This is a genomic window from Cupriavidus sp. P-10, from assembly GCF_003402535.2.
Taxonomy (GTDB): domain Bacteria; phylum Pseudomonadota; class Gammaproteobacteria; order Burkholderiales; family Burkholderiaceae; genus Cupriavidus.
In genome coordinates, this window is sequence record NZ_AP025170.1 from 870,254 (window position 1) to 893,689 (window position 23,436).

Annotated in this window: 21 protein-coding genes; 9 read left to right on the top strand and 12 right to left on the bottom strand. The window is 67.7% G+C overall.

Annotated elements, in window-relative coordinates:
• Positions 1-248: 248 nt before the first annotated feature.
• The 3 genes from CTP10_RS04015 to CTP10_RS04025 form a co-directional block, all read right to left on the bottom strand.
• Positions 249-3,104, bottom strand: a complete 2,856-nt coding sequence (locus CTP10_RS04015) for a c-type cytochrome (protein WP_116317846.1) — start codon at positions 3,102-3,104, stop codon at positions 249-251.
• A gap of 68 nt (positions 3,105-3,172) precedes the next feature.
• On the bottom strand, positions 3,173-3,670 hold the full coding sequence (locus CTP10_RS04020; RefSeq protein ID WP_116317433.1) for a (2Fe-2S)-binding protein: 498 nt from the start codon (positions 3,668-3,670) through the stop codon (positions 3,173-3,175).
• Between the two features lie 96 nt (positions 3,671-3,766).
• Positions 3,767-4,927, bottom strand: coding sequence for an FAD-dependent monooxygenase (locus tag CTP10_RS04025; RefSeq protein ID WP_116317434.1), 1,161 nt, complete (start codon positions 4,925-4,927; stop codon positions 3,767-3,769).
• 351 nt (positions 4,928-5,278) lie between these two features.
• On the opposite strand from CTP10_RS04025, the gene CTP10_RS04030 reads away from it, so the two are divergent.
• Genes CTP10_RS04030 through CTP10_RS04045 form a run of 4 tightly spaced genes read left to right on the top strand, consistent with a single transcriptional unit; the run spans position 5,279 to position 8,642 of the window.
• Positions 5,279-6,031 carry a maleate cis-trans isomerase family protein gene (locus CTP10_RS04030; protein ID WP_116317435.1) on the top strand — a complete coding sequence of 251 codons (753 nt, stop codon included), beginning with the start codon at positions 5,279-5,281 and terminating at the stop codon, positions 6,029-6,031.
• An 11-nt stretch (positions 6,032-6,042) separates the two neighbouring features.
• Complete coding sequence (locus CTP10_RS04035; protein WP_116317436.1) at positions 6,043-6,882, top strand: alpha/beta fold hydrolase; 840 nt, start codon at positions 6,043-6,045, stop codon at positions 6,880-6,882.
• A gap of 25 nt (positions 6,883-6,907) precedes the next feature.
• A complete protein-coding gene (locus CTP10_RS04040; RefSeq protein WP_116317437.1) occupies positions 6,908-7,996 on the top strand; it encodes a 2,5-dihydroxypyridine 5,6-dioxygenase in 1,089 nt (362 codons plus the stop codon).
• A complete protein-coding gene (locus CTP10_RS04045) occupies positions 7,989-8,642 on the top strand; it encodes an N-carbamoylsarcosine amidohydrolase (protein WP_116317438.1) in 654 nt (217 codons plus the stop codon). The genes CTP10_RS04040 and CTP10_RS04045 overlap by 8 nt, the downstream gene beginning before the upstream one ends.
• A gap of 27 nt (positions 8,643-8,669) precedes the next feature.
• Here CTP10_RS04045 and CTP10_RS04050 read toward each other — a convergent pair whose 3' ends face one another.
• Positions 8,670-9,425, bottom strand: coding sequence for a TetR/AcrR family transcriptional regulator (locus tag CTP10_RS04050; RefSeq protein WP_116317439.1), 756 nt, complete (start codon positions 9,423-9,425; stop codon positions 8,670-8,672).
• A gap of 71 nt (positions 9,426-9,496) precedes the next feature.
• Here CTP10_RS04050 and CTP10_RS04055 point away from each other — a divergent pair, with 71 nt between their 5' ends.
• A complete protein-coding gene (locus tag CTP10_RS04055) occupies positions 9,497-11,767 on the top strand; it encodes a xanthine dehydrogenase family protein molybdopterin-binding subunit (protein ID WP_116317440.1) in 2,271 nt (756 codons plus the stop codon).
• 43 nt (positions 11,768-11,810) lie between these two features.
• Here CTP10_RS04055 and CTP10_RS04060 read toward each other — a convergent pair whose 3' ends face one another.
• The gene (locus CTP10_RS04060; protein WP_116317441.1) at positions 11,811-12,299 is read right to left on the bottom strand and encodes a MarR family winged helix-turn-helix transcriptional regulator; all 489 of its coding nucleotides are present in this window, start codon (positions 12,297-12,299) and stop codon (positions 11,811-11,813) included.
• Positions 12,300-12,361: 62 nt separating this feature from the next.
• Positions 12,362-13,366: a Bug family tripartite tricarboxylate transporter substrate binding protein gene (locus tag CTP10_RS04065; protein WP_116317442.1), complete on the bottom strand. Its 1,005-nt coding sequence runs from the start codon at positions 13,364-13,366 to the stop codon at positions 12,362-12,364.
• Between the two features lie 234 nt (positions 13,367-13,600).
• Here CTP10_RS04065 and CTP10_RS04070 point away from each other — a divergent pair, with 234 nt between their 5' ends.
• The 4 genes from CTP10_RS04070 to CTP10_RS04085 are packed head-to-tail and all read left to right on the top strand — an operon-like array spanning position 13,601 to position 16,795.
• Positions 13,601-14,488, top strand: a complete 888-nt coding sequence (locus tag CTP10_RS04070) for a DMT family transporter (RefSeq protein WP_116317847.1) — start codon at positions 13,601-13,603, stop codon at positions 14,486-14,488.
• Between the two features lie 52 nt (positions 14,489-14,540).
• Entirely contained in the window at positions 14,541-15,329 is a 789-nt protein-coding gene (locus CTP10_RS04075) for an SDR family oxidoreductase (RefSeq protein WP_116317443.1), read from the top strand.
• Positions 15,330-15,373: 44 nt separating this feature from the next.
• Entirely contained in the window at positions 15,374-15,775 is a 402-nt protein-coding gene (locus CTP10_RS04080; protein ID WP_199414517.1) for a methylglyoxal synthase, read from the top strand.
• Positions 15,776-15,817: 42 nt separating this feature from the next.
• Entirely contained in the window at positions 15,818-16,795 is a 978-nt protein-coding gene (locus CTP10_RS04085) for a quinone oxidoreductase family protein (protein ID WP_116317445.1), read from the top strand.
• 69 nt (positions 16,796-16,864) lie between these two features.
• Here CTP10_RS04085 and CTP10_RS04090 read toward each other — a convergent pair whose 3' ends face one another.
• The 6 genes from CTP10_RS04090 to CTP10_RS04115 form a co-directional block, all read right to left on the bottom strand.
• Complete coding sequence (locus tag CTP10_RS04090; RefSeq protein ID WP_062797448.1) at positions 16,865-17,158, bottom strand: YkvA family protein; 294 nt, start codon at positions 17,156-17,158, stop codon at positions 16,865-16,867.
• A 196-nt stretch (positions 17,159-17,354) separates the two neighbouring features.
• A complete protein-coding gene (locus CTP10_RS04095) occupies positions 17,355-18,500 on the bottom strand; it encodes a BMP family ABC transporter substrate-binding protein (protein WP_116317446.1) in 1,146 nt (381 codons plus the stop codon).
• A 52-nt stretch (positions 18,501-18,552) separates the two neighbouring features.
• Positions 18,553-19,473: an ABC transporter permease gene (locus CTP10_RS04100; RefSeq protein ID WP_116317447.1), complete on the bottom strand. Its 921-nt coding sequence runs from the start codon at positions 19,471-19,473 to the stop codon at positions 18,553-18,555.
• An 18-nt stretch (positions 19,474-19,491) separates the two neighbouring features.
• On the bottom strand, positions 19,492-20,601 hold the full coding sequence (locus CTP10_RS04105) for an ABC transporter permease (protein WP_116317448.1): 1,110 nt from the start codon (positions 20,599-20,601) through the stop codon (positions 19,492-19,494).
• Positions 20,594-22,153: an ABC transporter ATP-binding protein gene (locus tag CTP10_RS04110; RefSeq protein WP_116317449.1), complete on the bottom strand. Its 1,560-nt coding sequence runs from the start codon at positions 22,151-22,153 to the stop codon at positions 20,594-20,596. Before CTP10_RS04110 ends, CTP10_RS04105 begins: the two co-directional genes overlap by 8 nt.
• 301 nt (positions 22,154-22,454) lie before the next feature.
• Positions 22,455-23,384, bottom strand: coding sequence for a pirin family protein (locus CTP10_RS04115; RefSeq protein WP_116317450.1), 930 nt, complete (start codon positions 23,382-23,384; stop codon positions 22,455-22,457).
• Between the last annotated feature and the right edge of the window lie 52 nt (positions 23,385-23,436).

Consider the following 23,436-nt stretch of genomic DNA (forward strand, 5'->3'; position numbering starts at 1 on the left):
TACTTATGCCGGCACTCATGTAGTGCGCACTACATGATCGTTCAGCGTAAGCTACATGAAACTGGCGGGCAAGGCCGAACTGCGGTTTCTCTCCTCGGGGTTTTCCCGCGCATGGCGCGTAGCGTGCCGAAGTGTCGGCGCAGGTCTCCCTGCCCGGTGGCAAAGCGCCTTGCCAGGCACGGCACGGATGCATGTCAGCATGGATGCGGAAGGCGCGGCAAGCCGGCCGCGCAGGCCTCCGCTGGTCTTTAGTGCGCTGGCGCCGCGCGCAGCCGCGCGACGGTGTTCTCCAGGTCCTGCCAGGCGGGTTGGTCGGGGGCAAAGCGCGCTCGCAGGTACTGCGCCAGCTGCGCGATCTGCCTGTCGTCGAAGGTGTCGGCATAGGCCGGCATCGCGCCCAGTTCACTGTTGGGCGGCGCGGGCATGCCTTGCAGCAGCACCTGGATCACGTTGTCAGGCAGCTTGCTGTGCAGGTTGGTGTTGAGTGCGAGCGATGGCTTCACGCCGAACTGCGCGATGCCCTGGTCTGATTGATGGCACACCGCGCAGGCGCTCTGGTACAGGCGTTCACCGGGACCGCCGAGCGTGCGCGCAGCCTGCGCGCTGCGTCGTTCGAGACTGGCAGCCTGCGCGTCCAGCACGGAAGGCGCGGGCGGCGGCGTGCCGAATGACGCGACGTAGTGCGCGATCGCGCGCACATCCGATTCGGGCAGCTGCGCGAGTTCTTCCACCACCGGCGCCATCGGCCCGGCGGCGGCGCCATGATGCGGCGCATAGCCGCCGCGCAGGTAGGTGAACAGCGCCGCTTCGGTCCATGGCACCGGCGCGTGCGAGAGCGCGGTCAGCGGCGGCGCTTCCCAGTTTTCGGCACTGCCGCCGGTCAGGTACTTGCGGCCGCCTTGCTCGGCGCCGAGTGCGTTGCGCGGGGAATGGCAGGCGCTGCAATGGCCCAGCCCTTCGGCGAGATACGCGCCGCGGTTCCATTGCGCGGAGCGCGCGGGGTCGGCCTTGAAGGGTTCGTTGCGATGGAACAGCAGGTTCCAGCCCGCCAGCAGCGGGCGCACGTTGAACGGGAATGCCAGCTGGGTTTGCGGCACTGCTGACTTCACTGGTTCGGCCGACATCAGGTACGCATACAGCGCCTGCATGTCGGCGTCGCTGACCTTGGCGAACGCGGTGTAGGGGAAGGCCGGATAAAGGCGTCGCCCGTCGCGGTGGATGCCTTCGCGCATCGCGCGTTCGAAGGCGGCGAACGACCAGTTGCCGATGCCGGTCTGCACATCGGGCGTGATGTTGGTGCTGTAGACCGTGCCAAAGGGCGTTTCCAGCGGCAGGCCGCCCGCATTCTTCACGCCGCCGGGGACGGTATGGCATACCGCGCAGTCACCTGCCGAAGCCACCAGGCGGCCGCGCTCCAGCGTGGCTGCGGAATAGAAGCCAGGCTCGGGCGGGGCGACCGGCGCGATCGGCGCGCGCCACGGCATCAGTGTTGCGCACAGGCCTGCCGCGGTCGCGGCAGCGGCGGCGATCCAGCCGCGCTTGCTGCGCTTGCCGGCGCGCTTGTCCTCACTCTCGGCCAGCGCAAGCCGGATGCGCTCGGCGCTGAAAGGTGGCGTGCGCAGGCGCACGCCGGTGGCGTCGAAGATGGCGTTGGCCACGGCGGCCGCGGCAGGCAGCGTATCGGCCGGACCCGCGGCCAGCTGGTCGCGCTCGGTGAGCGTGCCAGCCAGGTGGACTTCCGGCAATACTGTGCTGGTTGCGACGGCGGGGAGCGATTGGCTGGCCGGCGCCTCCGTGGCAGGCCAGGTATCGAATGCCGGGCTGGCAGCGGTCAATTGCAGGGTAGCGTCGGCAACAGCCTGTTCCAGCGAGCGCGCAGCGGGTGTGGCTTGCGCGGACGCCAGCGATTCGCTGTCATGCCCCACCGTCACGCGCGTGACCGCCAGTTCGCCGGTGGTGCCATCGACTTCGACTTCCGCCACCCATGCCGACCAGCTCTGGCCCGCATCGTGGTCGATGGTGTGCGCATAGGCAAAACCGCGCCCGCGCCGCACGTTGCCGGCCGGTGCGGTGGCATGCGGGACGGATGGGGTCCAGCCGGCGCGCTCGGTGACCTGTTTGACCAGCGCCGTGCCACGCGCATCGTCGAGGTGGGCCAGCCGCAGCGCAACCGGATCCGTGCCGGATGCGGTGGCGATTTCGTCGAGATGGGATTCGCGCGCAAAGACATGGGCCCGCGCGGCGGCCAGCGGTGCGGCATCGAAGGCGGCCACTGCCCCGGCCGTGCCGACATCGACATCGGGAATGCGGTAGGGCGGCATCACTGCGCTGGCTGTGTGGCCGGTGTCCGTCACGGGCGACGCGGTATGCGTCAGCCACAATGCCAGCGGCACGGGTGGTGCGGCCGTGCCGGCCAGCGTGGCGGCGTAGGCGTCGATGGCTGCGCCGTTTTGCGCGGTGTCGACATGAACGGCGAGCTGCGCATCGGACAGGCCGATGTCGTCGGCGCACAGCCGCCGCATTACTGGTTTGCCGGCGGCATGGGCCAGCAATGCGGCGTCGGCGGCTGCGTGATGGGCGAGCAGGGCCGGATCGCCGGCATCGGCAGTTGCCTGCCAGCAGGCCAGCGCGACCTGTTGCGGCGCGATGCCCAGCAGCGCGGCCAGTTCTTCGCGCAGCGCGCCCGGGCGCAGGCTCGGCAGCCACACGTGCAGCATGCCGTCGCGCCAGTCCGCGATTGCGGTGCAAAACGCTTCCGTCCTGGTACCGGCCAGCGGCCACTGGTAGTGCTGCGCGTGGCGCGTGGCGGCGCTGGCGAGCGCGCGGCTCGCGTCACCGCGCTGCACAACGGCGTGGCGCGATACCGGGGTTGCCTCCGCGCGCGGCGGTGCCGACCAGCGCGCCTGCAGCGCGCGGACAGCGTTGGCCGCCATGGCATCGCTTTCCGCGGCAACACCCGTGAACTGGTTGCGAACCACAACTGCGCGCACGCCTGGCAGCGCGAGGGCCGCGTCGCGGTCCGCGCCGAGCAGGCGCGGCACCAGCGGCTTGCCGTCAAGCCAGCGCAGGCCCGGCGGCGTCAGCGCGTGGCCGACGAGACACATGGACTCAGGCGGCGGCACGTTGCCGGCCAGGGCGCCGGTGTGGCTGGTTTGCACTGCGAGGCGTTCCGTCACGATGTTGCCCCTTCAGCCGCGCGTCGCATCAGCACCGCCGCGCGCTGCACCGCGCGCACGATTTCCACGTGCGTGCCGCAGCGGCACAGGTTAAAGCGCAGCGCCTCGCGGATCTGCGCTTCATCGGGATCGGGATTCTGCGCGAGCAGCGCCTTGGCGGTCATGATCATGCCGTTCAGGCAATAGCCGCATTGCGCGGCCTGCTCGTCGATAAACGCTTGTTGCACGGGATCGGGATGCTCCGCCGTGCCCAGGCCTTCCAGCGTGGTGACTGCGTGGCCCACCGCGGCCCTGACCGGCAGCACGCACGAGCGCGCGGGCCGGCCGTCGACCAGCACCGTGCACGCGCCGCACTGGCCCAGCCCGCAACCGTACTTGGGGCCATTGCAGGCCAGGTCGTTGCGCAGGATATAGAGCAGCGGCGTGTCGGGCGCCACGCTGAGCGTGTGCTCGGCGTGGTTGACTTGTAGCGTCAGGGGGCGAGGCGTGTTCATCGGGGGCGGCAAGTTGCAGATCACGCGGCCGGCACGCCGCGCCCCTTCGTGCGAGGGGCTGCGGCGTGCAGGTTCAGGTCAGGCCTAAGGTCGCCGTTACGCGGCAGCGGACAGCGGCGCAGGCCCGGCCGATACCAGCGGCACGTTGAACACATCGTAGCCGAAACACCAGTCCGGGTTCTCGTTGCTGCGCAGCCACGTGTTGTTGTGCGAAACCAGCTGGACCTTGCCGGCGCGCTCGGCGCGGTTGGCTTCGTACAGCGCAAACGCGGCGGCGTAGTCTTCCAGGCCGGTCTCGGTGAAGCAGCGCGTCAGCATGGCAGCGTCCTCGATCGCCATTGCGGCGCCCTGCGCCATGTGCGGCTTCATCGGGTGGCAGGCATCGCCCAGCAGTACCAGGCGGCCGCGGCTCCACACCGGCAGCGGGTCGCGCTCCAGCAGCGGCCATTTGGTCACTTCGACCGTGCCTTCGATCAGCGACTGCACACCTTCGTGCCAGCCGTCGAACGCGGCGCGCATCTCTTCGATGCTGCTCGGCACCCAGCTCTTGCTCATGTCCCACTCAGGCTCGGGCACGCCGGTGACGTAGTAGATCTCGTCCAGCTTGCTGGTGTCGAAGTAAACCATCATGTGGCGGTCGTCGGTCCACCACTTGGTGCAGCGCTCATGCGTGAAGCCCTTGACGCGCGAGATCGGGAATACCGCGCGGTGCGCCACGTAGCCGGTGTACTTGGGCGGCTCGGCACCCAGCAGGGTTTCGCGGATGCGCGAGTTGACGCCGTCGGCGCCGATCACGATGTCCGCTTCGTCCACCGTGCCGTCGGTGAAGCGCAGCTCGACCACGTCGCCCTGGTCGGTGACGCTTTCCAGCTTCTTGTTGAAAAACAGCGTGTCCGGCGCCACGGCGTCGGTCAGCAGCTTGTGGAAATCGCCGCGGTGCACGGTCAGGTAGCTGGCGCCATAGTGCCGCTCCGCGTAGTCGCCCAGCGGGATCTGCGCGATCACTTCGCCGGTCAGGCCGTCGCGGCTGTACCAGAAGTCAGGGTGGCAGCCCATGTCGTTGAGCGCGTCCTCGATGCCGATGCGCCGCATGATTTTCATCACGTTGGGCCCCACGTGGATGCCCGCTCCCAGACGCGAGAACGCCGGTGCCTGTTCATACAGCCTGACTTGGAAGCCGGCTCGCTGCAGCAGGGCGGCCGCGGCCGTTCCTCCGAGTCCGGCGCCGACAACTGCGATTCGCGGTTTGCCTTGCACGTTATTTCTCCTGGGGCAATGACACATGGGTCGATGGGGGCTTGGGCGACCGATCCGGCCGACCGTTGAAAACGAGTGTACACACTCAAAATATCAACGGCAAGGAAGAAAATGACGATCCTATGGAAAACCCTTATGACATCATGAATCGCGACGCACAATGCTTGAATACGGTGAATTTGTGCGCTAAAACAGGGATTGATTAATTAAGTAGGCACTGAACGAGTGAATCGCGCACGGCGCAGATTCTATTTGCCTAGATAAAGTGTGTACACTACAATCGATCGCAGCATGCAAGGCCATCCGGGCAGGGCAGGCGGGTAGACAGACAAACAGATGACGGAGTCGACAGTGCAGAAAGTTTTCCGAATCGGCCAGATCGTGCCGAGCTCCAACACCACGATGGAAACCGAGATCCCGGCGATGCTGGCCGCGCGCCAGCTGGTGCGTCCGGAGCGCTTTACTTTCCACTCAAGCCGCATGCGGATGAAGAAGGTGGTCAAGGAGGAACTGGCGGCGATGGATGCCGAGTCCGACCGCTGCGCGGTGGAGCTGAGCGACGCCCGCGTTGACGTGCTCGGTTACGCCTGCCTGGTGGCGATCATGGCGATGGGCCACGGCTACCACCGCGTGTCGGAGCAGCGCCTGCAGGCGCACACCGCCGAGAACGGCGGCGACGCCCCTGTGATCACCAGCGCCGGCGCGCTGGTCGATGCGCTCAAGGTGATGGGCGCCAAGCGCATTGCCGTGGTGGCGCCGTACATGAAGCCGCTGACCGAGCTGGTGGTCGACTACATCCGCAACGAAGGCTATGAAGTCGTGGACTACCGCGCGCTGGAGATCCCCGACAACCTCGACGTCGGCCGCCATGACCCGTCGCGCCTGCCGGAGATCGTTGCGCAGATGAATTTCGCCGATGCCGACGTCATTGTGCTGTCTGCCTGCGTGCAGATGCCGTCGCTGCCGGCGGTGGCCAAGGTCGAGGCGATGACCGGCAAGCCGGTGGTCACCGCCGCCATCGCCACCACCTATGCGCTGCTCAAGCGCCTGGGCCTGGAGCCGGTGGTGCCGGGCGCGGGCGCGCTGCTGTCCGGCGCCTACTGAAGGAGCCGGCCATGACGACCAGCACCTTCCTCTACGGCGGCAACGTCCATGCCAACGGCATTCGCCAGCACTACCTGCGTTATGGCGGCGAGGGCGGCCAGGACGGCGCGCGCGCGCAGCGCGACACCGTGATCATCGTGCCCGGCATCACCAGCCCGGCGGTCACGTGGGGCTTCGTCGGCGAGCAGTTCGGACGGCAGTTCGATACCTATGTGCTCGACGTGCGCGGCCGCGGCTTGTCGCAGGCCGGCGCGGAACTGGACTACAGCCTCGATGCGCAGGCTGCTGACGTGATCGCGTTTGCCAAAGCGCTCGGGCTGCAACGCTATGCCATCGTCGGCCATTCGATGGGCGCGCGCATCGGCATCCGCGCCGCACGCAGCAAGCCCGCTGGACTGACGCGGCTGGTGCTGGTCGATCCGCCCGTCTCGGGCCCGGGCCGCCGTGCGTATCCCGCGCAACTGCCGTGGTACATCGATTCGATCCGGCTGGCACAGCAGGGCATCGACGCGGAAGGCATGCGCCGCTTCTGCCCCACCTGGACCGAAGACCAGTTGCGCCTGCGTGCGCAATGGCTGCATACCTGCGACGAGCGCGCGATCCTGGCCAGCTTCAACGGCTTCCATGAGGACGATATCCACGCCGACCTGCCGCAGGTCGAGGTGCCGGCCCTGCTGATGACCGCGGGCCGCGGCGACGTGATCCGCGAGGAAGACGTGCAGGAGATGCGCAAGCTGTTGCCCGCGCTGCTGGTCGCACATGTCGCCAATGCCGGACACATGATCCCGTGGGACGACGAGCCCGGCTTCTACCGCGCCTTCGGCGACTTCCTCGGCGCGGCGCTGAACTGACCGCTGAACTGATAATGGAGCGAACATGCCCGTAAGCGATTACGACCTGACCGCGGCGTGGAAGCAGGTGCTGACGCTGTCCAAGCTGCAGCCGGGGCAGACCGTCACCGTGCTGACCGGCGCGGCCACGCACCCGCAGACGCTGCGCACGGCGATGGTGGCGGCGCAGTCGATGGGCGCCATCGTCAACCGGCTCGACCTGCCGCCGGTCAATGGCGAGAAGGCGCTCAGCCGCGACGCGCTGGCCTATCTCGGCACCACGCCGCTGACCGGCAACCCGGCAGCGATCGCCGCGTTGAAAGCAAGCGACCTGGTGCTGGACCTGATGACGCTGCTGTTCTCGCCCGAGCAGCACGAGATCCTGTCCGGCGGCACAAAAATCCTGCTGGCGGTGGAGCCGCCCGAAGTGCTGGCGCGGCTGGTGCCGACCGAGGCCGACCGCGCCCGCGTCAAGGCTGCCACCGAGCGGCTGGGCCGCGCGCGCGAGATGCATATCGTGTCTGACGCCGGCATGGACCTGCGCTGCCGCCTGGGTGAATTCCCCGCGATCAGCGAGTACGGCTTTGTCGACGAGCCCGGCCGTTGGGACCACTGGCCGAGCGGCTTCGTGCTGACCTGGCCGGACGAGGGCGGTACCAACGGCACCATCGTGCTGGACCGCGGCGACATCCTGCTGCCGATGAAGTCCTATCTGCAGGCGCCGATCCGCATCACGGTCGAGGCCGGCTACGTGCGCCGCATCGAAGGCGGTGTCGATGCCGAGCTGCTGGCCGACTATATGGCCTCGTTCAACGACCCGGAAGCGTATGCGATGTCGCATATCGGCTGGGGCCTGCAGCCGCGCGCAAGCTGGTCGGCGCTGGCGATGTACGACCGCGAGGCCACCATCGGCATGGACGCGCGCGCCTACGAAGGCAATTTCCTGTGCTCGTTCGGCCCCAACAACGAAGCAGGCGGCAGTCGCACCACCGCCTGCCATATCGATATCCCGGTGCGCCACTGCACGGTCAGCCTCGACGGTGAGCCGGTGGTGGTGCGCGGCAAGGTGATGGACGGGCACCATGCTCCCGCCGCATCGCTCTACAAGGCAGACAAGGACTCTCGCCATGGATGACGCAGTGCAGACCTACCAGCGCCAGGGCTTCGGCGCGTCGATGGAACTCAAGGCGCCGTATGGCCTGCTGATCATCGACTTCGTCAACGGCTTTGCCGACCCGGCGGTATTCGGCGGCGGCAATATCCCCGAAGCCATCCGCAACACCCAGCCGCTGTTGCGCGCCGCGCGCGAGCAGGGCTGGCCGGTGGCGCACAGCCGCATCGTGTTCGCCGACGACGACAGCGACCACAATATCTTCACGCTGAAGGTGCCCGGCATGCTGACGCTGAAGGAAGACGGCCACAACAGCCAGATCGTGCCCGAGCTGGCGCCCGCGCCGGGCGAACTGGTGGTGCGCAAGACGGTGCCGTCGGCGTTCTTCGGCACCTCGCTGGCGGCGTGGCTGACGCAGCGCGGCGTGCAGACGCTGCTGGTGGCGGGCTGCGTGACCAGCGGCTGCGTGCGCGCCAGCGTGGTCGATGCGATGTCGCTGGGCTTCCGTCCGCTGGTGGTGTCCGACTGCGTGGGCGACCGCGCCATCGGCCCGCACGATGCCAACCTGTTCGACATGGCGCAGAAGTACGCGACCGTGCTCACGCGCGACGAAGCGCTGGCGCAAGTGGCGGGCGAGGGTGAGGGTGAAGGCGCTCGCGCCGCCGCCTGAGCGGCGACGGTGCGCCGGCGCGGCGTTTCAGCCTGCAGCCGCCCGCCTGGTGCGTGCGGTCTTGCGCGCCGGCGTAGCCGGCGGCACGCGGGCTTCCGGCACGGCGCCGGGCACCGACACCGTGCGCAGCACTGTCTGCTGGATCACATCGCGCCAGTGCGCCAGCGCGGGCGGGCTCATCATGGCCTCGCCCAGGAAGGCGCCGAGCGTATGATGGTTGGAGTTGTAGAAGTAACCGAGCGAAGCGATCACCAGGTAGACATCGCGCGCGCCGATCTCTGGACGGAACAACTCCGCGGACTTGCCGCGCGTGAGGATCCCGTCGAGCACCGACAGCGCGTAGCTGGAGATTTCCTTGAGCCGGACCGACTTCTTCGCGTGCTTGCCCTGGCTCATGTTCTCGCTGGACAGGATCGCAACGAACTCGGGGTGGTCGAGGTAGTACTGCCAGATGAAGTCGACCAGTTGCGACAGCGCGCGCACGGGATCGGCGGCGTCGAGTTCTTGCTCGAGCTGCTGCTCGGCTTCGTTGAGCTGCAGGTAGATGGTCTCCAGCACTTCGACAAACAGCTTTTCCTTGCTGCCGAAGTAGTAGTAGATCATCCGGTCGTAGGTCTTGGCCAGCGACGAAATACGCTCGATGCGGCCACCGTCGTAGCCGCGCTGGGCGAAGACCTTGATGGCCGCTTTCAGGATGCGGTCGCGGCTGTCCTGCGCTTGCCTGGCCCGGGTGCCGGGAGCCGCCCGCTTGGCGGCTGGCTTCGACGCGGTGTTGATCGTCATGATGGTTGGGTGGCTCTGACTCTGTTGGCTGGCAGTATAACGGCGCCCCCGTTGAAGGAGATTGGAAGACGATGACGGCAACGACCCTGCAACCCGTGGAACAGGCCGATCCCGCCACGCCCCGCGCGCTGCGGCTGGCACTGCTGCAGGCAACCGGTGTGCTGCTGGTCACGCGCGCGCCGCAGGCGGCGGCGCGTCCCGCGCCCGGCCAGCCCGGCGCGGCGTCGGATTACGTGCCGGCGCTGCCCGATATCTTTATCGCCGTCCGTGACAGTGGCGAGGTGCTGGCCTTCAACGGCCATGTCGACCTTGGCACCGGCATCCGCACGGCGCTGGCGCAGATCGTGGCGGAAGAACTCGACGTGCCGCTGTCGCAGGTGCGCATGGTGCTCGGCCATACCGAAGCGACCCCTAACCAGGGGCCAACCATCGCCAGCGCATCGATCCAGATTTCCGCAATCCCGCTGCGCCGTGCCGCGGCGCAGGCCCGCGCGTGGCTGCTGGCGCGCGCCGCACAACAGCTTGGCGTGGCGCCCGACCAGCTCGAAGCGCAGGATGGCGAGTTCCGCGTGCGCGGGTCCGACGCCCCCATCGGCTATGGCACGCTGGTGCAAGGCGAGCATGTGGCGCTGCCGCTGGCCGACGACGTGCCGATCAAGCCGGTGGAGTCCTACCGCATCGTCGGCCGCTCGGCTGGCCGCGTCGATATCCCCGCCAAGGCGCGCGGCGTGCTGACCTTCGTCCACGATGTGCGCGTGCCCGGCATGCTGCATGGGCGCGTGGTGCGGCCGCCGTATGCTGGCCGCGACAGCGGCGACTTCGTCGGCAACAGCCTGCTCGCGGTCGACCGCGAATCGGTGCGCGATGTGCCGGGCCTGGTCGATGTGGTGGTGCAGGGCGACTTCGTAGGCGTGGTGGCCGAGCGCGAAGAGTATGCGGTGCTGGCCGCGCGCAAGCTGCGGGTGCAGTGGAAGGCGGTACCGCCAATGCCGTCGCTTGCTGACCCTGAACCCGCGCTACGCGCCAACCCGGCGACGCGGCGCGAACTGTTGAACGACGGCGAGATGCCTCCGGCCGGGGCCGGCAAGACGCTGGATCGGCACTACGTCTGGCCATACCAGATGCATGGCTCGATTGGCCCGTCGTGCGCGGTCGCCGACTGGCATGAGGATGGCCTGACGGTATGGTCGGGCACGCAGAACCCGCATGTGCTGCGCATCGACCTGGCACGCCTGTGCGGGCTGGGCGAGGACAGCATCGAGATCGTGCGCATGGAAGCCGCCGGCTGCTATGGCCGCAATTGCGCGGACGATGTCTGCGCCGATGCCGCGCTGCTGTCGCGCGCCGTGGGGCGGCCCGTTCGCGTGCAGCTGTCGCGCGAGCAGGAACACCTGTGGGAGCCCAAGGGCGCGGCCCAGTTGATGGATGTCAGCGCAACGCTCGGCGCCGACGGTGAACTGCTCGGCTATGACTTCACCAGCCGCTATCCGTCCAACGATGCGCCGACGCTGGCGCTGGTGCTTGCCGGCATCGTGCCCAACGCGCCGCGCACGCTGGAGATGGGCGACCGCACCGCGGTGCCGCCGTATGCCTACCGCGCGCGCCGCATCGGCTGTGATGACACGCCCGCCATCGTGCGTGCGTCATGGTTGCGTGGCGTGTCGGCGCTGCCGAATTCCTTCGCGCATGAATGCGTGATCGATGAACTCGCCGCCGAAGCCGGTATGGATCCGATTGATTTCCGGCTGCGCCATTTGCCGGACCCGCGCGCCGCCGAACTGCTGCACGCGGTGGCCGACGCGGCGGACTGGCAGCGGGGCGCGCACGGTTCGCGTGGCAGCGCCGGCGCCGACGGTATGCTGCGCGGGCGCGGCGTTGCCTACGCGCGCTATATCCACAGCCGCTTCCCGGGCTTCGGCGCGGCGTGGGCGGCATGGGTGGTCGACGTGGCGGTGGAAGCGGCAACGGGCCGCATCACCGTGCAAAAGCTGGTGGTCGGGCAGGACACGGGCATGATGGTGAATCCGGACGGCGTGCGCCACCAGATCCACGGGAACGTGGTGCAGACCTTGAGCCGGGTGTTGAAGGAGCAGGTGCGCTTCGACGCCGATGGTGTCGCCAGCCGCGAGTGGGGCAGCTATCCGTTGCTCACTTTCCCTGAGATTCCACCGATCGAGGTGGTGCTGATGCCGCGGCAGGAGGAGCCGCCGATGGGGGCAGGGGAGTCGGCATCGCTGCCGGGCGCGCCGGCAATTGCCAATGCGCTGTTCGATGCGATCGGGGTGCGGCTGCGGCGGCCGCCGTTCGTGCCGGAGACGGTGTTGGCGGCGTTGCGGAGCTGAAGCCCTGAGCATACCGGTGGCACGCCGGTGGTCTCGGTCTAGCTCACACGCCGCCATTCCCCTCATCAATCTCGCTCATCTTCCGCAGTAGATAAGTCACCGCCACCCGCTCTGCCGGGTTCAAACCGCCAAACGTCTGCTCCGAAATCTGCCTGGCAAACGGCACCGTCTCATCGATCAACGCCAGCCCCCCGGGCGTCACCGTCACCACCACCTTGCGCCGGTCGTTCGGGTCATGCGACACCGCCACCAGCTTGCGCGCCTTCAGCCGCTCGATGATGCCGCGCACTGTCGCCTGGTCGATCGCCGTGGCGCGTACCACTTCATTGAGCGAACACGGCTGCCGGTCCCTGACCGCGCACAGCACCACGAACTGCGCCGCAGTGAGCTGCGAATCCGGGATGGTCTGCTGGAAGATCGCCACGTGGCGCTGGTAGGCGCGCCGCAGCAGGTGGCCGACCTGCTCGGTGAAATCGTAGTCGGGGGCGGTCTCGTCTGATGACGATGCGGAGGATGCGGAGGGGTTGGGCACGTCGATCGTGATGCGTTGGATGAGCGTGCCCCGAGTATATCCGCTGCTTGCGCGTCCGATGCCTACTCGACGGTGATCCCCGCCGTCTTCGCCACCTTGCCGAAGCGCTCGTATTCCGACTGCGTCAGCGCCTGCAGTTCAGCCGCGCTCGATCCCTTGGGATTGAAGCCTGCCTGCACCAGCTTCTCGCGCACATCGGGACGCGCCAGCGCCTCGACGAAGGCGCTGTTGAGCGCCTGCACCACCGGCGCCGGCAGGTTGGCCGGGCCATAGACGCCGAACCACGGCTCGACCGCATAGCCTTGCAGGCCGGCTTCGGCCAGCGTCGGTACGTCAGGCAGCGACGGTGCGCGCTGCTTGCCGGCCACCGCCAGCGCGCGCAGCTTGCCCGCCTGGATATGCGGCAGCGATGCCGGCAGGTTGTCGAACATCACCGTGATATGCCCGCCGAGCATGTCGTTGATCGCCGGGCTGCTGCCCTTGTACGGCGCGTGCGTCAGGCTGGTCTGCGTCATCTGCGCGAACATTGCGCCGGCCAGGTGCATCGAGGTGCCGGTGCCGGCGGTCGCATAGGTCAGCCCGGGATTGGCCTTGGCGTACGCCACCAGATCCTTCACGGTCTTCACCGGCAGCGACGGGCTGACTTCCAGCACGATGGTCGAGGTGCCCAGCAGGCTGATGGCGGTGAAGTCCTTGCGCGGGTCGAACGGCACCTGCTTGTAGATATGCGGATTGAGCGCATTGGTGGAGATCGCGCCGAAGCCGATGGTGTAGCCGTCCGGCGCCGCCTTGGCCACCGCGTCCATGCCGACATTGCCGCCGGCGCCGGGGCGGTTCTCGATCACCACCGGCTGGCCCAGTTTTTCGCCCACGCGCTGGCCGACGGTGCGCGCCACCAGGTCGGTGGTGCCGCCGGCAGCGTAGGGCACGACAAAGCGGATCGGCCGGGACGGATAGCCGTCGCCGGGCGCGGCGGTGGCACTGAGACTGGCGGCGAGCGCGGTGGCGCCGGCCAGGGCAGCGAGCAGCAGCGGCCGGCGGCCGGCCTGTGCGGGGTGGGTCGGCATGTCGAGAAGTCTCCTTTGGCTTGTTATTGTGACGCCGCCCGTGATGCAGGCTGCGCGCGGCCATTGTAGGGGATCGGCAGGGCGGGCGGCGGGCCTGTGCCGCCGCCGATGCGGTTGCGTCTTTTCGAATACAATCGTCGGGTCGTTTCGCGGGGCCGGTGTGCCGGCCCGCCGGCCCGCTTTCCACGTATTCCCGTGCCCGCCTCCCAGAAGTCCCTCGCCGCGCCTGCCGCGCTGCCCTCGCCGCAGCGCGCGGGGCTTGCCATCGCCGCCGTCGGCGCGGTGCTGTTCTCCGCCAAGGCGATCGTCGCCAAGCTGATGTACCGCTACAACGTCGATGCCGTGATGGTGCTGACGCTGCGCATGCTGTTCGCGGTGCCGCTGTTCATGGCGATCGGCTGGTGGCAGTCGCGCCGCCTGGCGCCGCTGTCGTGGGCGGACCGCGGGCGCGTGGTGTTCCTCGGCTTTATCGGCTATTACCTGTCGAGCTTCCTCGATTTCATCGGCCTGCAATACATCACCGCCGGGCTGGAGCGGCTGATCCTGTTCCTGACGCCGTCGTTCGTGCTGCTGGCCACCGCGCTGGTATTCCGCCGGCCGATCAGTTCGCGCCAGTGGCTTTCGCTGCTGCTGGCGTACGCCGGCATCGTGCTGGTCTTCGCCCATGACCTCGACGTCAGCGGCAGCCAGGTGTGGCTGGGCGGCGCGCTGGTCCTGGGCAGTGCCATGACGTACGCTGTCTACCTGATCCTGAGCGGCGAGCTGGTGAAACGCATCGGCTCGCTGCGGCTGGTGGCTTATGCGATGTGCGTGTCCACCGCCTGCTGCGTGATCCAGTATGTGGCGCTGGGGCGGCCCGTGGCCGGGCTGGCGCAGCCGGCGCCGGTGATGTGGCTGTCACTCATCAATGCAGTGTTCTGCACGGTACTGCCAGTTTCGATGACCATGGTGGCGGTGGCGCGCATCGGTGCGCCGCTGGCCTCGCAGGCCGGCATGATCGGCCCGGTATCGACGCTGCTCCTTGGCTTCTGGCTGCTGGGCGAGCCGGTGAGCAGCGTGCAGCTGGCAGGCAGCGCGCTGGTCATGGGCGGCATGTACCTGCTTTCGGCAAAGAAAACCTGATGCATCGGCCGGATGCCCGGCCGGGACAATACAACCGACTAAGGAGAAACACATGGACCTGGGATTGCGCGGCAAGCATGCGCTGGTGTGCGGCGCCAGCAAGGGCCTTGGACTTGCCTGCGCCGACGCGCTCGCGGCGGAAGGCGTTGACGTGGTGATCGTGGCGCGCGGCGCCGAGGCGCTGGAGAAGGCCGCCGCCGACCTGCGCGCCCGCCATGGCCGCCGCGTGATCGCGGTGGCGACCGACATCACCACGCCCGCAGGCCGCAAGGCGGCGCTGGATGCGGTGGCCAAGCTGGGCGACCTCGACATCCTGGTCAACAACGCCGGCGGCCCGCCGCCGGGCAACTTCCGCGACTGGGAGCGCAGCGACTGGCTGGCAGCGCTCGACGCCAACATGCTGACCCCGATCGAGCTGATCAAGGCCACCGTCGACGGCATGATCGCGCGCAAGTGGGGCCGCATCATCAATATCACCAGCGGCGCGGTCAAGGCACCGATCGACGTGCTGGGCTTGTCCAACGGCGCGCGCTCGGGCCTGACCGGCTTTGTCGCGGGTGTGGCGCGCGAAGTGGCGCAGCATGGCGTGACCATCAACAACCTGCTGCCCGGTCCGTTCAATACCGACCGCCTGCGCAAGACCATGGAAGGCGGTGCCCAGAAGGCCGGCCTGAGCGTCGAGGAAGTGGCGCAGCGCCGTGCCGCGCAGAACCCGACGCGCCGCTTCGGCGAGCCGGCCGAGTTCGGCGCCGCCTGCGCCTTCCTGTGCAGCCGCAACGCCGCCTATATCACCGGGCAGAACCTGCTGATCGACGGCGGCGCGTACCCCGGCACGTTCTGATCTCCACCAGCCTGCTGCAGTCCGACCACCCCAACCAGGAATTTCTGATGACACGCCCTCGCATCGCGCTGATCGCCCACGACCACAAGAAGGACGACATCGTCGCCTTCGCCACGCGCCATCGTGCGTTCCTCTCGCAGTGCGAGCTGCTGGCCACCGGCACCACCGGCGGCCGCCTGATCGACGAGGTCGGACTGGAAGTGACGCGCATGCTGTCGGGGCCGTGGGGCGGCGACCTGCAGATCGGCGCGCAGCTGGCCGAAGGGCGCGTGCGCGCCGTGGTGTTCCTGCGCGACCCGATGACGCCGCAGCCGCATGAACCCGATATCAACGCGCTGGTGCGCGCGTGCGACGTGCACAACGTGCCGTGCGCCACCAATGTGGCCACCGCCGAGCTGCTGATCGCCGGCCTGGCCGACTCGGCTGACGGCGCGCAGGCCAGCTGAATTCCCCCGATCGATGCAACACCACAAGAAGGAGCGACGCAGATGAGCAAAGCCATCCGGATCGAACAGACCGGCGGTCCTGAAGTCATGCAGTGGGTCGATGTGGAAGTGGGCGAGCCCGGCCCCGGCGAGGTGCGCGTGCGCCACGAGGCGGTGGGCCTGAACTACATCGACGTCTATTTCCGCACCGGCCTGTACAAGCAGCCGCTGCCTGGCGGCCTGGGCATGGAAGGCGCGGGCGTGGTCGAGGCGGTGGGCGAGGGTGTCAGCCACGTCAGCGTGGGCGACCGCGTGGCCTACGCCGGCCGTCCGACCGGCGCCTATGCGCAGATTCGCGTGATGCCGGCCGATATCGTGGTGCGGCTGCCGGACGCGATCCCGTTCGACACCGCCGCGGCCATGATGCTGCAGGGCCTGACCGCGCAGTACCTGATCCGCGACAGCTACAAGGTGCAGCCGGGCGACACGGTGCTGCTGCACGCGGCCGCCGGCGGCGTGGGTTTGATCGTCAGCCAGTGGCTCAAGGCGCTTGGCGTAACGGTGATCGGCACCGTCGGCACGGATGAGAAGGCCGAGCTGGCGCGCGCCAATGGCTGCGCCCATACCATCGTCTACACGCGCGAATCGTTCGTCGACCGCGTCAGGGAAATCACCAACGGCAAAGGCGTGCCGGCGGTCTATGACTCGATCGGCGCCGATACCTTCAAGGGCTCGCTCGACTGCCTGGCGCCGCGTGGCACCATGGTGAGCTTCGGCAATGCCTCGGGCCCGGTGCCGCCGTTCGATCTTTCCGTGCTGGGCAACAAGGGTTCGCTGCGGCTGACGCGCCCGACGCTGATGACCTACGTGGTGCATCGCGAACTGCTCGAGCCGATGGTGGCCGACCTGTTCGATGCGGTCACGACCGGCAAGGTCAAGGTCGATATCCGCCAGCGCTATGCGCTGTCGGAAGTGGCGCAGGCGCACCGCGACCTGGAATCGCGCAAGACCACCGGCTCGACCATCCTGCTGCCGCACTGAATCCGGTTCTGCGCAGGCATAAAAAATCCCCGGGGCAATCGCTGCCCCGGGGATTTTTCTTTGGCGGCTTCAGTGCGGCCGGACCGTGGTGGCGGTCGCGCGCGCCTGCGCCTGGCGCAGGATATGCGGCGGCAGGCGCTTCAGGATCAGGTGGACGGCCAGCGGGATCAGCACCACGTCATCGATGATGCCGAGCCCCGCGACCACGTCAGGCACGAGGTCGATCGGGGAGATCGCGTACAGCAACAGCCCGATCGCCGCGGGTTTCAGCCATGCCGGGGCATCCGGGTGGCGCAGCGCATACCAGAACAGCCGCCCGTCGCGGCGTACCAGCGTCCACAGGGCCGAAAATCGCTTCAACATGAGAGGCCTCCTTCACATGGCGCGCGCCTGACACTGGCGCATACGCAGATAGCTTGGGCCGTTATTGGTGGCTTCAAGTTCCGCGGCTCAATGTGATGGGAGAGGCTGGCGCACCAAAGCCGTCCGAGTCGGGCCTTGGCAAGGTGTTCTCCCTCCCAGCGCGCGGGAGAGGTAGAACACCGCGTCACCACTGAAATCAGCCCGGAATCTTCCCTTCCACACCCTCGACGTAGAACTTCACGCCGTGGAGGAACTTGTCGTCCGCGACCTGATCCTTCGCCAACTGCTCCTTGCCGGTGTTGTCCTTGATCGGACCCTTCCAGATCGGCGCGCTGCCATCGGCAATGGCCTTCTTGCGCTCCTCGACCAGTTTCTTCACGTCCTCGGGCACAACCGCGTTGAACGACTTCAGGTCGATCATGCCTTCCTTCAGGCCCCACCACGTGGTGCTGTTCTTCCACTGGTTGTTCAGCACGTCTTCCACCACCTTGTTGTAGTAGACGCCCCACGAGATCACCGACGCGGCCAGGTGGGCCTTGTCACCGAACTTGGTCATGTCGCTGTCCCAGCCAAAAGCATGTACGCCTTTTTCCTGCGCGGTCTGCACCACGGCGGCGGAGTCGGTGTTCTGCATCAGCATGTCGACGCCCTGGCCGATCAGCGTGGTGGCGGCTTCGCGTTCCTTGCCCGGGTCGAACCACTTGTTGACCCACACCACCTTGACCGTGGCGCCCGGGTTGACGCTGCGCGCGCCCAGCGTGAACGAGTCGATATTGCGGATCACTTCGGGGATGGGCACCGAAGCCACCACGCCCATCTTGCCGGTCTTGCTCATCTTGCCGGCGACCACGCCCGCCAGGTACGCGCCTTCATAGGTGCGCACGTCGTACTGGGCCAGGTTGTCGGCGGTCTTGAAGCCGGTGGCGTGCTCGAACTTTACGTCCGGGAATTCCTTGGCGACCTTGAGCATCGACTCCATGTAGCCGAAGGTGGTGCCGAAGATCAGCTTGTTGCCCTGGCTGGCCAGGTCGCGGAACACGCGTTCGGCGTCGGCGGCGGATTCGGGCACGTTTTCGACAAAGGTAGTCTTGACCTTGCTGCCGAACTTTTCTTCCACGGCCTTGCGGCCGTTGTCATGCGCATAGGTCCAGCCGGCATCGCCGACCGGGCCGATATAGACGAAGGCGACCTTGAGCGGCTCGGCCGCCTGCCCGGCAGCGGGCGCGGAAGCGGCGCCGGCCGTTTCGGCAGGCTTGTCGGCTTCCTTCTTGCCGCAGCCGGCGAGAGCCAGCACTGCGGTGGCGGCAAGGGCCGCCAGGGTCTTCCTGCGCGTGACGATCATGATTTCTCCTTGTGTGAATTGTTGGTAGCTCAGGGATTTCCGTCAAAAACGATCAGGCATTGCCCGGGCGGAACGGCTTGCCCAGCGATGCCGGCATGTTCAGGCGTATCCACGCCGGGTTGCGCGAGATCAGCGCCAGCACCACGATGGTGGCCGCATAAGGCAGCATCGACAGGAACTGCGACGGCACCGATACGCCGATGCCCTGCAGGTAGAACTGCAGGATCGTCACGCCGCCGAACAGCCACGCGCCCACCAGCACGCGGCCGGGCCGCCAGGTGGCGAAGGTCGTCAGCGCCAGCGCGATCCAGCCGCGGCCGGCGACCAGGTTCTCGACCCACATCGGGGTATAGACCAGCGACAGATAGGCGCCTGCCAGCCCGCAGCAGGCGCCGCCGAACAGCAGCGCGCCGAAGCGGATGGTGCGCACCGGGTAGCCGAGCGCGTGCGCGGATTCCGGCGATTCGCCGATCGCGCGCAGCGTCAGGCCCGCGCGCGTGCGGAACAGGAACCACATGATGGCAAGGCACAGCAGCAGGCTGAAATACACCATCCAGTGATGCTGGAAGAACGCCGGGCCAACAAAGGGCAGGTGGGCCAGTCCGGGTACGGCCTTGGCCTGCGCCGGCATGGCGAAGCCGACGAAGCGCTGGCCCATGAAGGCCGACAGCCCCGTGCCGAAGATCGACAGCGCCAGGCCCGTGGCGACCTGGTTGGTGGCCAGCACCAGCGCCAGCCACGAGAACAGCGTGGCCATCAGCATGCCGGCCAGCGCGCCGGCGGCAAAGCCGAGCATCGGCGACTGGGTCTGGTAGCCGACCATGAAGCCGGCCACCGCCGCGACCAGCATCATGCCTTCGGCGCCCAGGTTGAGCACGCCCGAGCGTTCGTTGATCAGCAGGCCCAGCGCGGCAAGCAGCAGCGGCGTGCCGGCGTTGATGGCGGTGGCGATGAGGGGAGCGAGTTGTTCCATGTTCTTTGTTTGCTCCGCTCAGGCCGTGGTGGCGCGCCAGCGCAGGCGGTTTTCGATCAGCGTGTCGCATGCCAGCAGGAAGAACAGCAGCATGCCCTGGAACACCCAGCCTATGGCTGATGGCAGGCCCAGGCGCGACTGCGCCATCTCGCCGCCGATATAGAACAGCGACATCATGATGCCGCCGAAGACGGTGCCGACCGGATGCAGCCGGCCGATAAACGCGACGATGATCGCGGTGAAGCCATAGCCCGGCGAGATCGATGGCAACAGCTGGCCGATCGGGCCGACCACTTCAAACGCGCCTGTCAGTCCCGCGGTCGCGCCCGAGATCAACAGGGCGCTCCACAACGCGCTGCGCGCGGAAAAGCCCGCGTAGCGCGCCGCCGACGGCGCCGTGCCGCCCACCTGCAGGCGATAGCCGGCGAAGCTGCGGAACACGAACACCGTCATCACCACCACCAGCACCAGCATCACCGCAAAGCCGGCATGCAGGCGCGAGCCCGACATCAGGTTGGGGAGCAGGAACTCGGACGAGAACACCTTCGATTGCGGGAAGTTCATGCCATTGGGATCCTTCAGCGGCCCGTTGACCACCCACAGCAGCAACTGCTGCGCGATGTAGGTGAGCATCAGCGAAACCAGGATCTCGTTGGCGTTGAACCTGTCCTTCAGCAGCGCGGTGAGCGAAGCCCAGGCCATGCCGCCGACGATGCCTGCAAGCGAGGCCAGTACCAGCACCACGGTGCCGTTCATGGTCTGCCCCGGCACGTCGAAATACAGCACCGTGGCACCGGCGCAGATGCCGCCGGCGATCAACTGGCCGTCGGCGCCGATGTTCCATACATTGGCCCGGTAGCACACCGACAGGCCGAGCGCGCACAGCACCAGCGGCACGGTCTTGAGCAGCACTTCGCCGATGGCGCGCTTGTCACGCAGCGGATCGGCCAGGAAGACCTTGAGCGCGGCCACCGGGTCCTTGCCGAGCACCAGGAACAGCAGCGCACCGAACAGCAGCGTCAGCGCCAGCGCAACCACCGGCGAGGCATAGGCCATGGTGCGCGACGGCAGCCCGCGCGGTGCCAGCGTAAGCGGGGAAAGGGGGAGAAGACGTCGCACATCAGCCATGGCTTGCCACCTCCGCAGGGCGTGCCTGGGCGGGACCGCCTTCCCACAATCCGCTCATCCACAGGCCGACCTGCTCGCGCGTGGCGGTCTCGGTTGGCACCGACGGCGACAGGTGGCCCTTGGCGACCACGTGCAGCCGATCGCAGATCGCAAACAGCTCGTCGAGTTCTTCCGACACCACCAGGATGGCGCAGCCGGTGGCTTTCAGCGCCAGGATTTCGTTATGGATCTGCGCCGCGGCGCCCACGTCCACGCCCCAGGTCGGTTGCGCCACGATCAATACCTTCGGGCCGCTTTCGATCTCGCGGCCGACAATGAATTTCTGCAGGTTGCCGCCGGACAGGCTGCGCGCCAGCGCATCCGGTCCGCTGGCCTTGACGCGGAAGCGGTCGATCACCGCCGCCGCCAGGCCGGTCGCCGCGCGCGGCGAGATCATGCCTTGGCGCACATAGGGCGGGGTCTGGTGCGACAGCAGGATATTGGCGGCCAGGCTCATGCCCGGCACCGCGCCACGCCCCAGGCGCTCTTCTGGCACAAAGGCCAGCCCCGCGCGGCGGCGCCGACGCGCGTCGAGCTTGCCGACCGGCTTGCCGCCAAGCTGCACCGAGACGTTCGGCGCGCGCGTGTCTTCACCTGACAGCGCGGCGAGCAATTCCTGCTGGCCGTTGCCAGAGACGCCGGCGATGCCGACGATCTCGCCCGCATGCACGTCGAGCGAAACGCGGTTCAGTTCCGTGGCAAACGCGTGCGATCGCGGCAGCGACAGTTCCTGCACGCTCAGCCGCACCGGCCCGCGTTCGGCCGCAATGCGCGCTTCACGCGGCGGCTCGCCGCCGATCATCAGCCGTGACAGCGACGCCGCGGTTTCCTGGCGCGGCTCGCACACGCCGGTGACCTTGCCCATGCGCATCACGGTGGCGTGATGGCACAGCGCGCGGATCTCGTCGAGCTTGTGGCTGATGTAGAGGATGCTGGTGCCCTCGTCGGCCAGTTGGCGCAGCGTGACGAATAGCGTCTCGACTGCCTGCGGTGTCAGCACCGAAGTGGGCTCGTCCAGGATCAGCAACTGGGGGTTGGCCAGCAGCGCGCGCACGATCTCCACGCGCTGGCGCTCGCCGACCGACAGCGTGTGCACGTGGCGGTTGGGTTCGAGCGGCAGGCCGTACCGTTCCGCGGTGGCGCGGATGCGCTCGGCCAGCTGCTTCATGTTGCCTTGCTGGCTGGCCGGCAGGCCGAGCGCGATGTTCTCGGTCACCGTCAGCGTGTCGAACAGCGAGAAATGCTGGAACACCATGGCGATGCCCAGGTTGCGGGCATCGTGCGGGCTGTTGATCGTGACCGGCGCCCCGTTGAAGTGCACCTCGCCGGCATCGGGCCGGACGGCACCGAAGATGATCTTCATCAGGGTGGACTTGCCGGCGCCGTTCTCGCCCAGTACGGCGTGGATCTCGCCGGGGGCCACGGTAAGGCTGACGTCGTCGTTGGCAACGACGCCCGGATAGCGCTTGCTGATATGGGCAAGCGCCAGCCTGGGAGGGGTTTGTGATGTCACTGAGGCGGCTCGGGTTGTTGTGAGGGCAGCAACGTCGGGATGAGTCAAAGCGCGGCAGTGCGTGGCGCAGGATCGCCGCGACGCATTGCAGCATTCATCATGATCTGGTGATGCTCGATATAGGTGTCGAATTATATAAGTGAGCGGGAGCCGGAAGGCCTGAAACGGACGAGTGTCCAGTGCCTGCAACGGTTGCAGGCAGGTTGCAAGTCGCATGCCGGCTACGGCACGAAAAAAAGCCGCCGCCTCCTGGCGGAGGCGGCGGCTTGCAGTGCAGGGGGAAGCCCCGAAGGGCCCGGCGTCAGGCCCCGCTGGCAGCCGCGATCGTCGCGAACCGCCCATCCCGGAAATCCGCCAGCGTCTGGTAGATCTGCTCCTGCGTGTTCATCACGAACGGGCCGTACTGCGCAATCGGCTCGTTCAGCGGCTTGCCGGCGATCAGCAGGAAACGCGCGTCCGCGTCCGCCCGCACGACGACGCCATCGGCCACGCCGGCATTGTCCAGCACGCCCATGCGCTGGGGCTCGACCACCGCGCGGTCATCGCCATCGCCGATCGACACTTCGCCCTGGTAGACGTACACAAAGGCGTTGTGCCCGCCCGGCAGTGCCTGCCTGAACGTCTGTCCGGGCGGAAGGTGCACGTCGAGGTAGAGCGGTTCGGTCACCGGGCGCTTGATCGCACCGGCCACGCCGTGGCTGGCGCCCGCCAGCACACGCACTGTGCCACCGTTGTCCAGAGCCACCGTCGGAATCTCGGCCGAGGGCATGTCGCGGTACCACGGCGCGGTCATCTTGTCCGCGGCCGGCAGGTTCAGCCAGAGCTGGAAGCCTTCCATGCGGCCGTCCTCCTGCTCGGGCATCTCCGAGTGCACCACGCCGGCGCCGGCCACCATCCACTGGGCGCCGCCGTTCTGCAGCAGGCCTTCGTTGCCCGCGCTGTCGCGATGGCGCATGCGGCCGGCCAGCATGTACGTGATGGTCTCGAAGCCGCGGTGCGGGTGATCGGGGAAGCCGCCGATGTAGTCATCCTTGCTGTCGGTGCCGAAGGCATCGAGCATCAGGAACGGGTCCAGCCGGCGCTGCAGGTTCTGCGTCAGCACGCGGGTCAGCTTGACGCCGGCGCCGTCGGAGGTGGCGATGCCCCGCACGACGCGGTCCACGGTGCGCGAGCGTTGCACGCTTTCCGCGGCGGTGGCGGCAACGGTGGTGAAGGGGGTACGGGTGTCCATGTCTTTCTCCGGTGGGCGGGAGGCGCTGCGATCGTGCCGCGCGGTCCCGTCG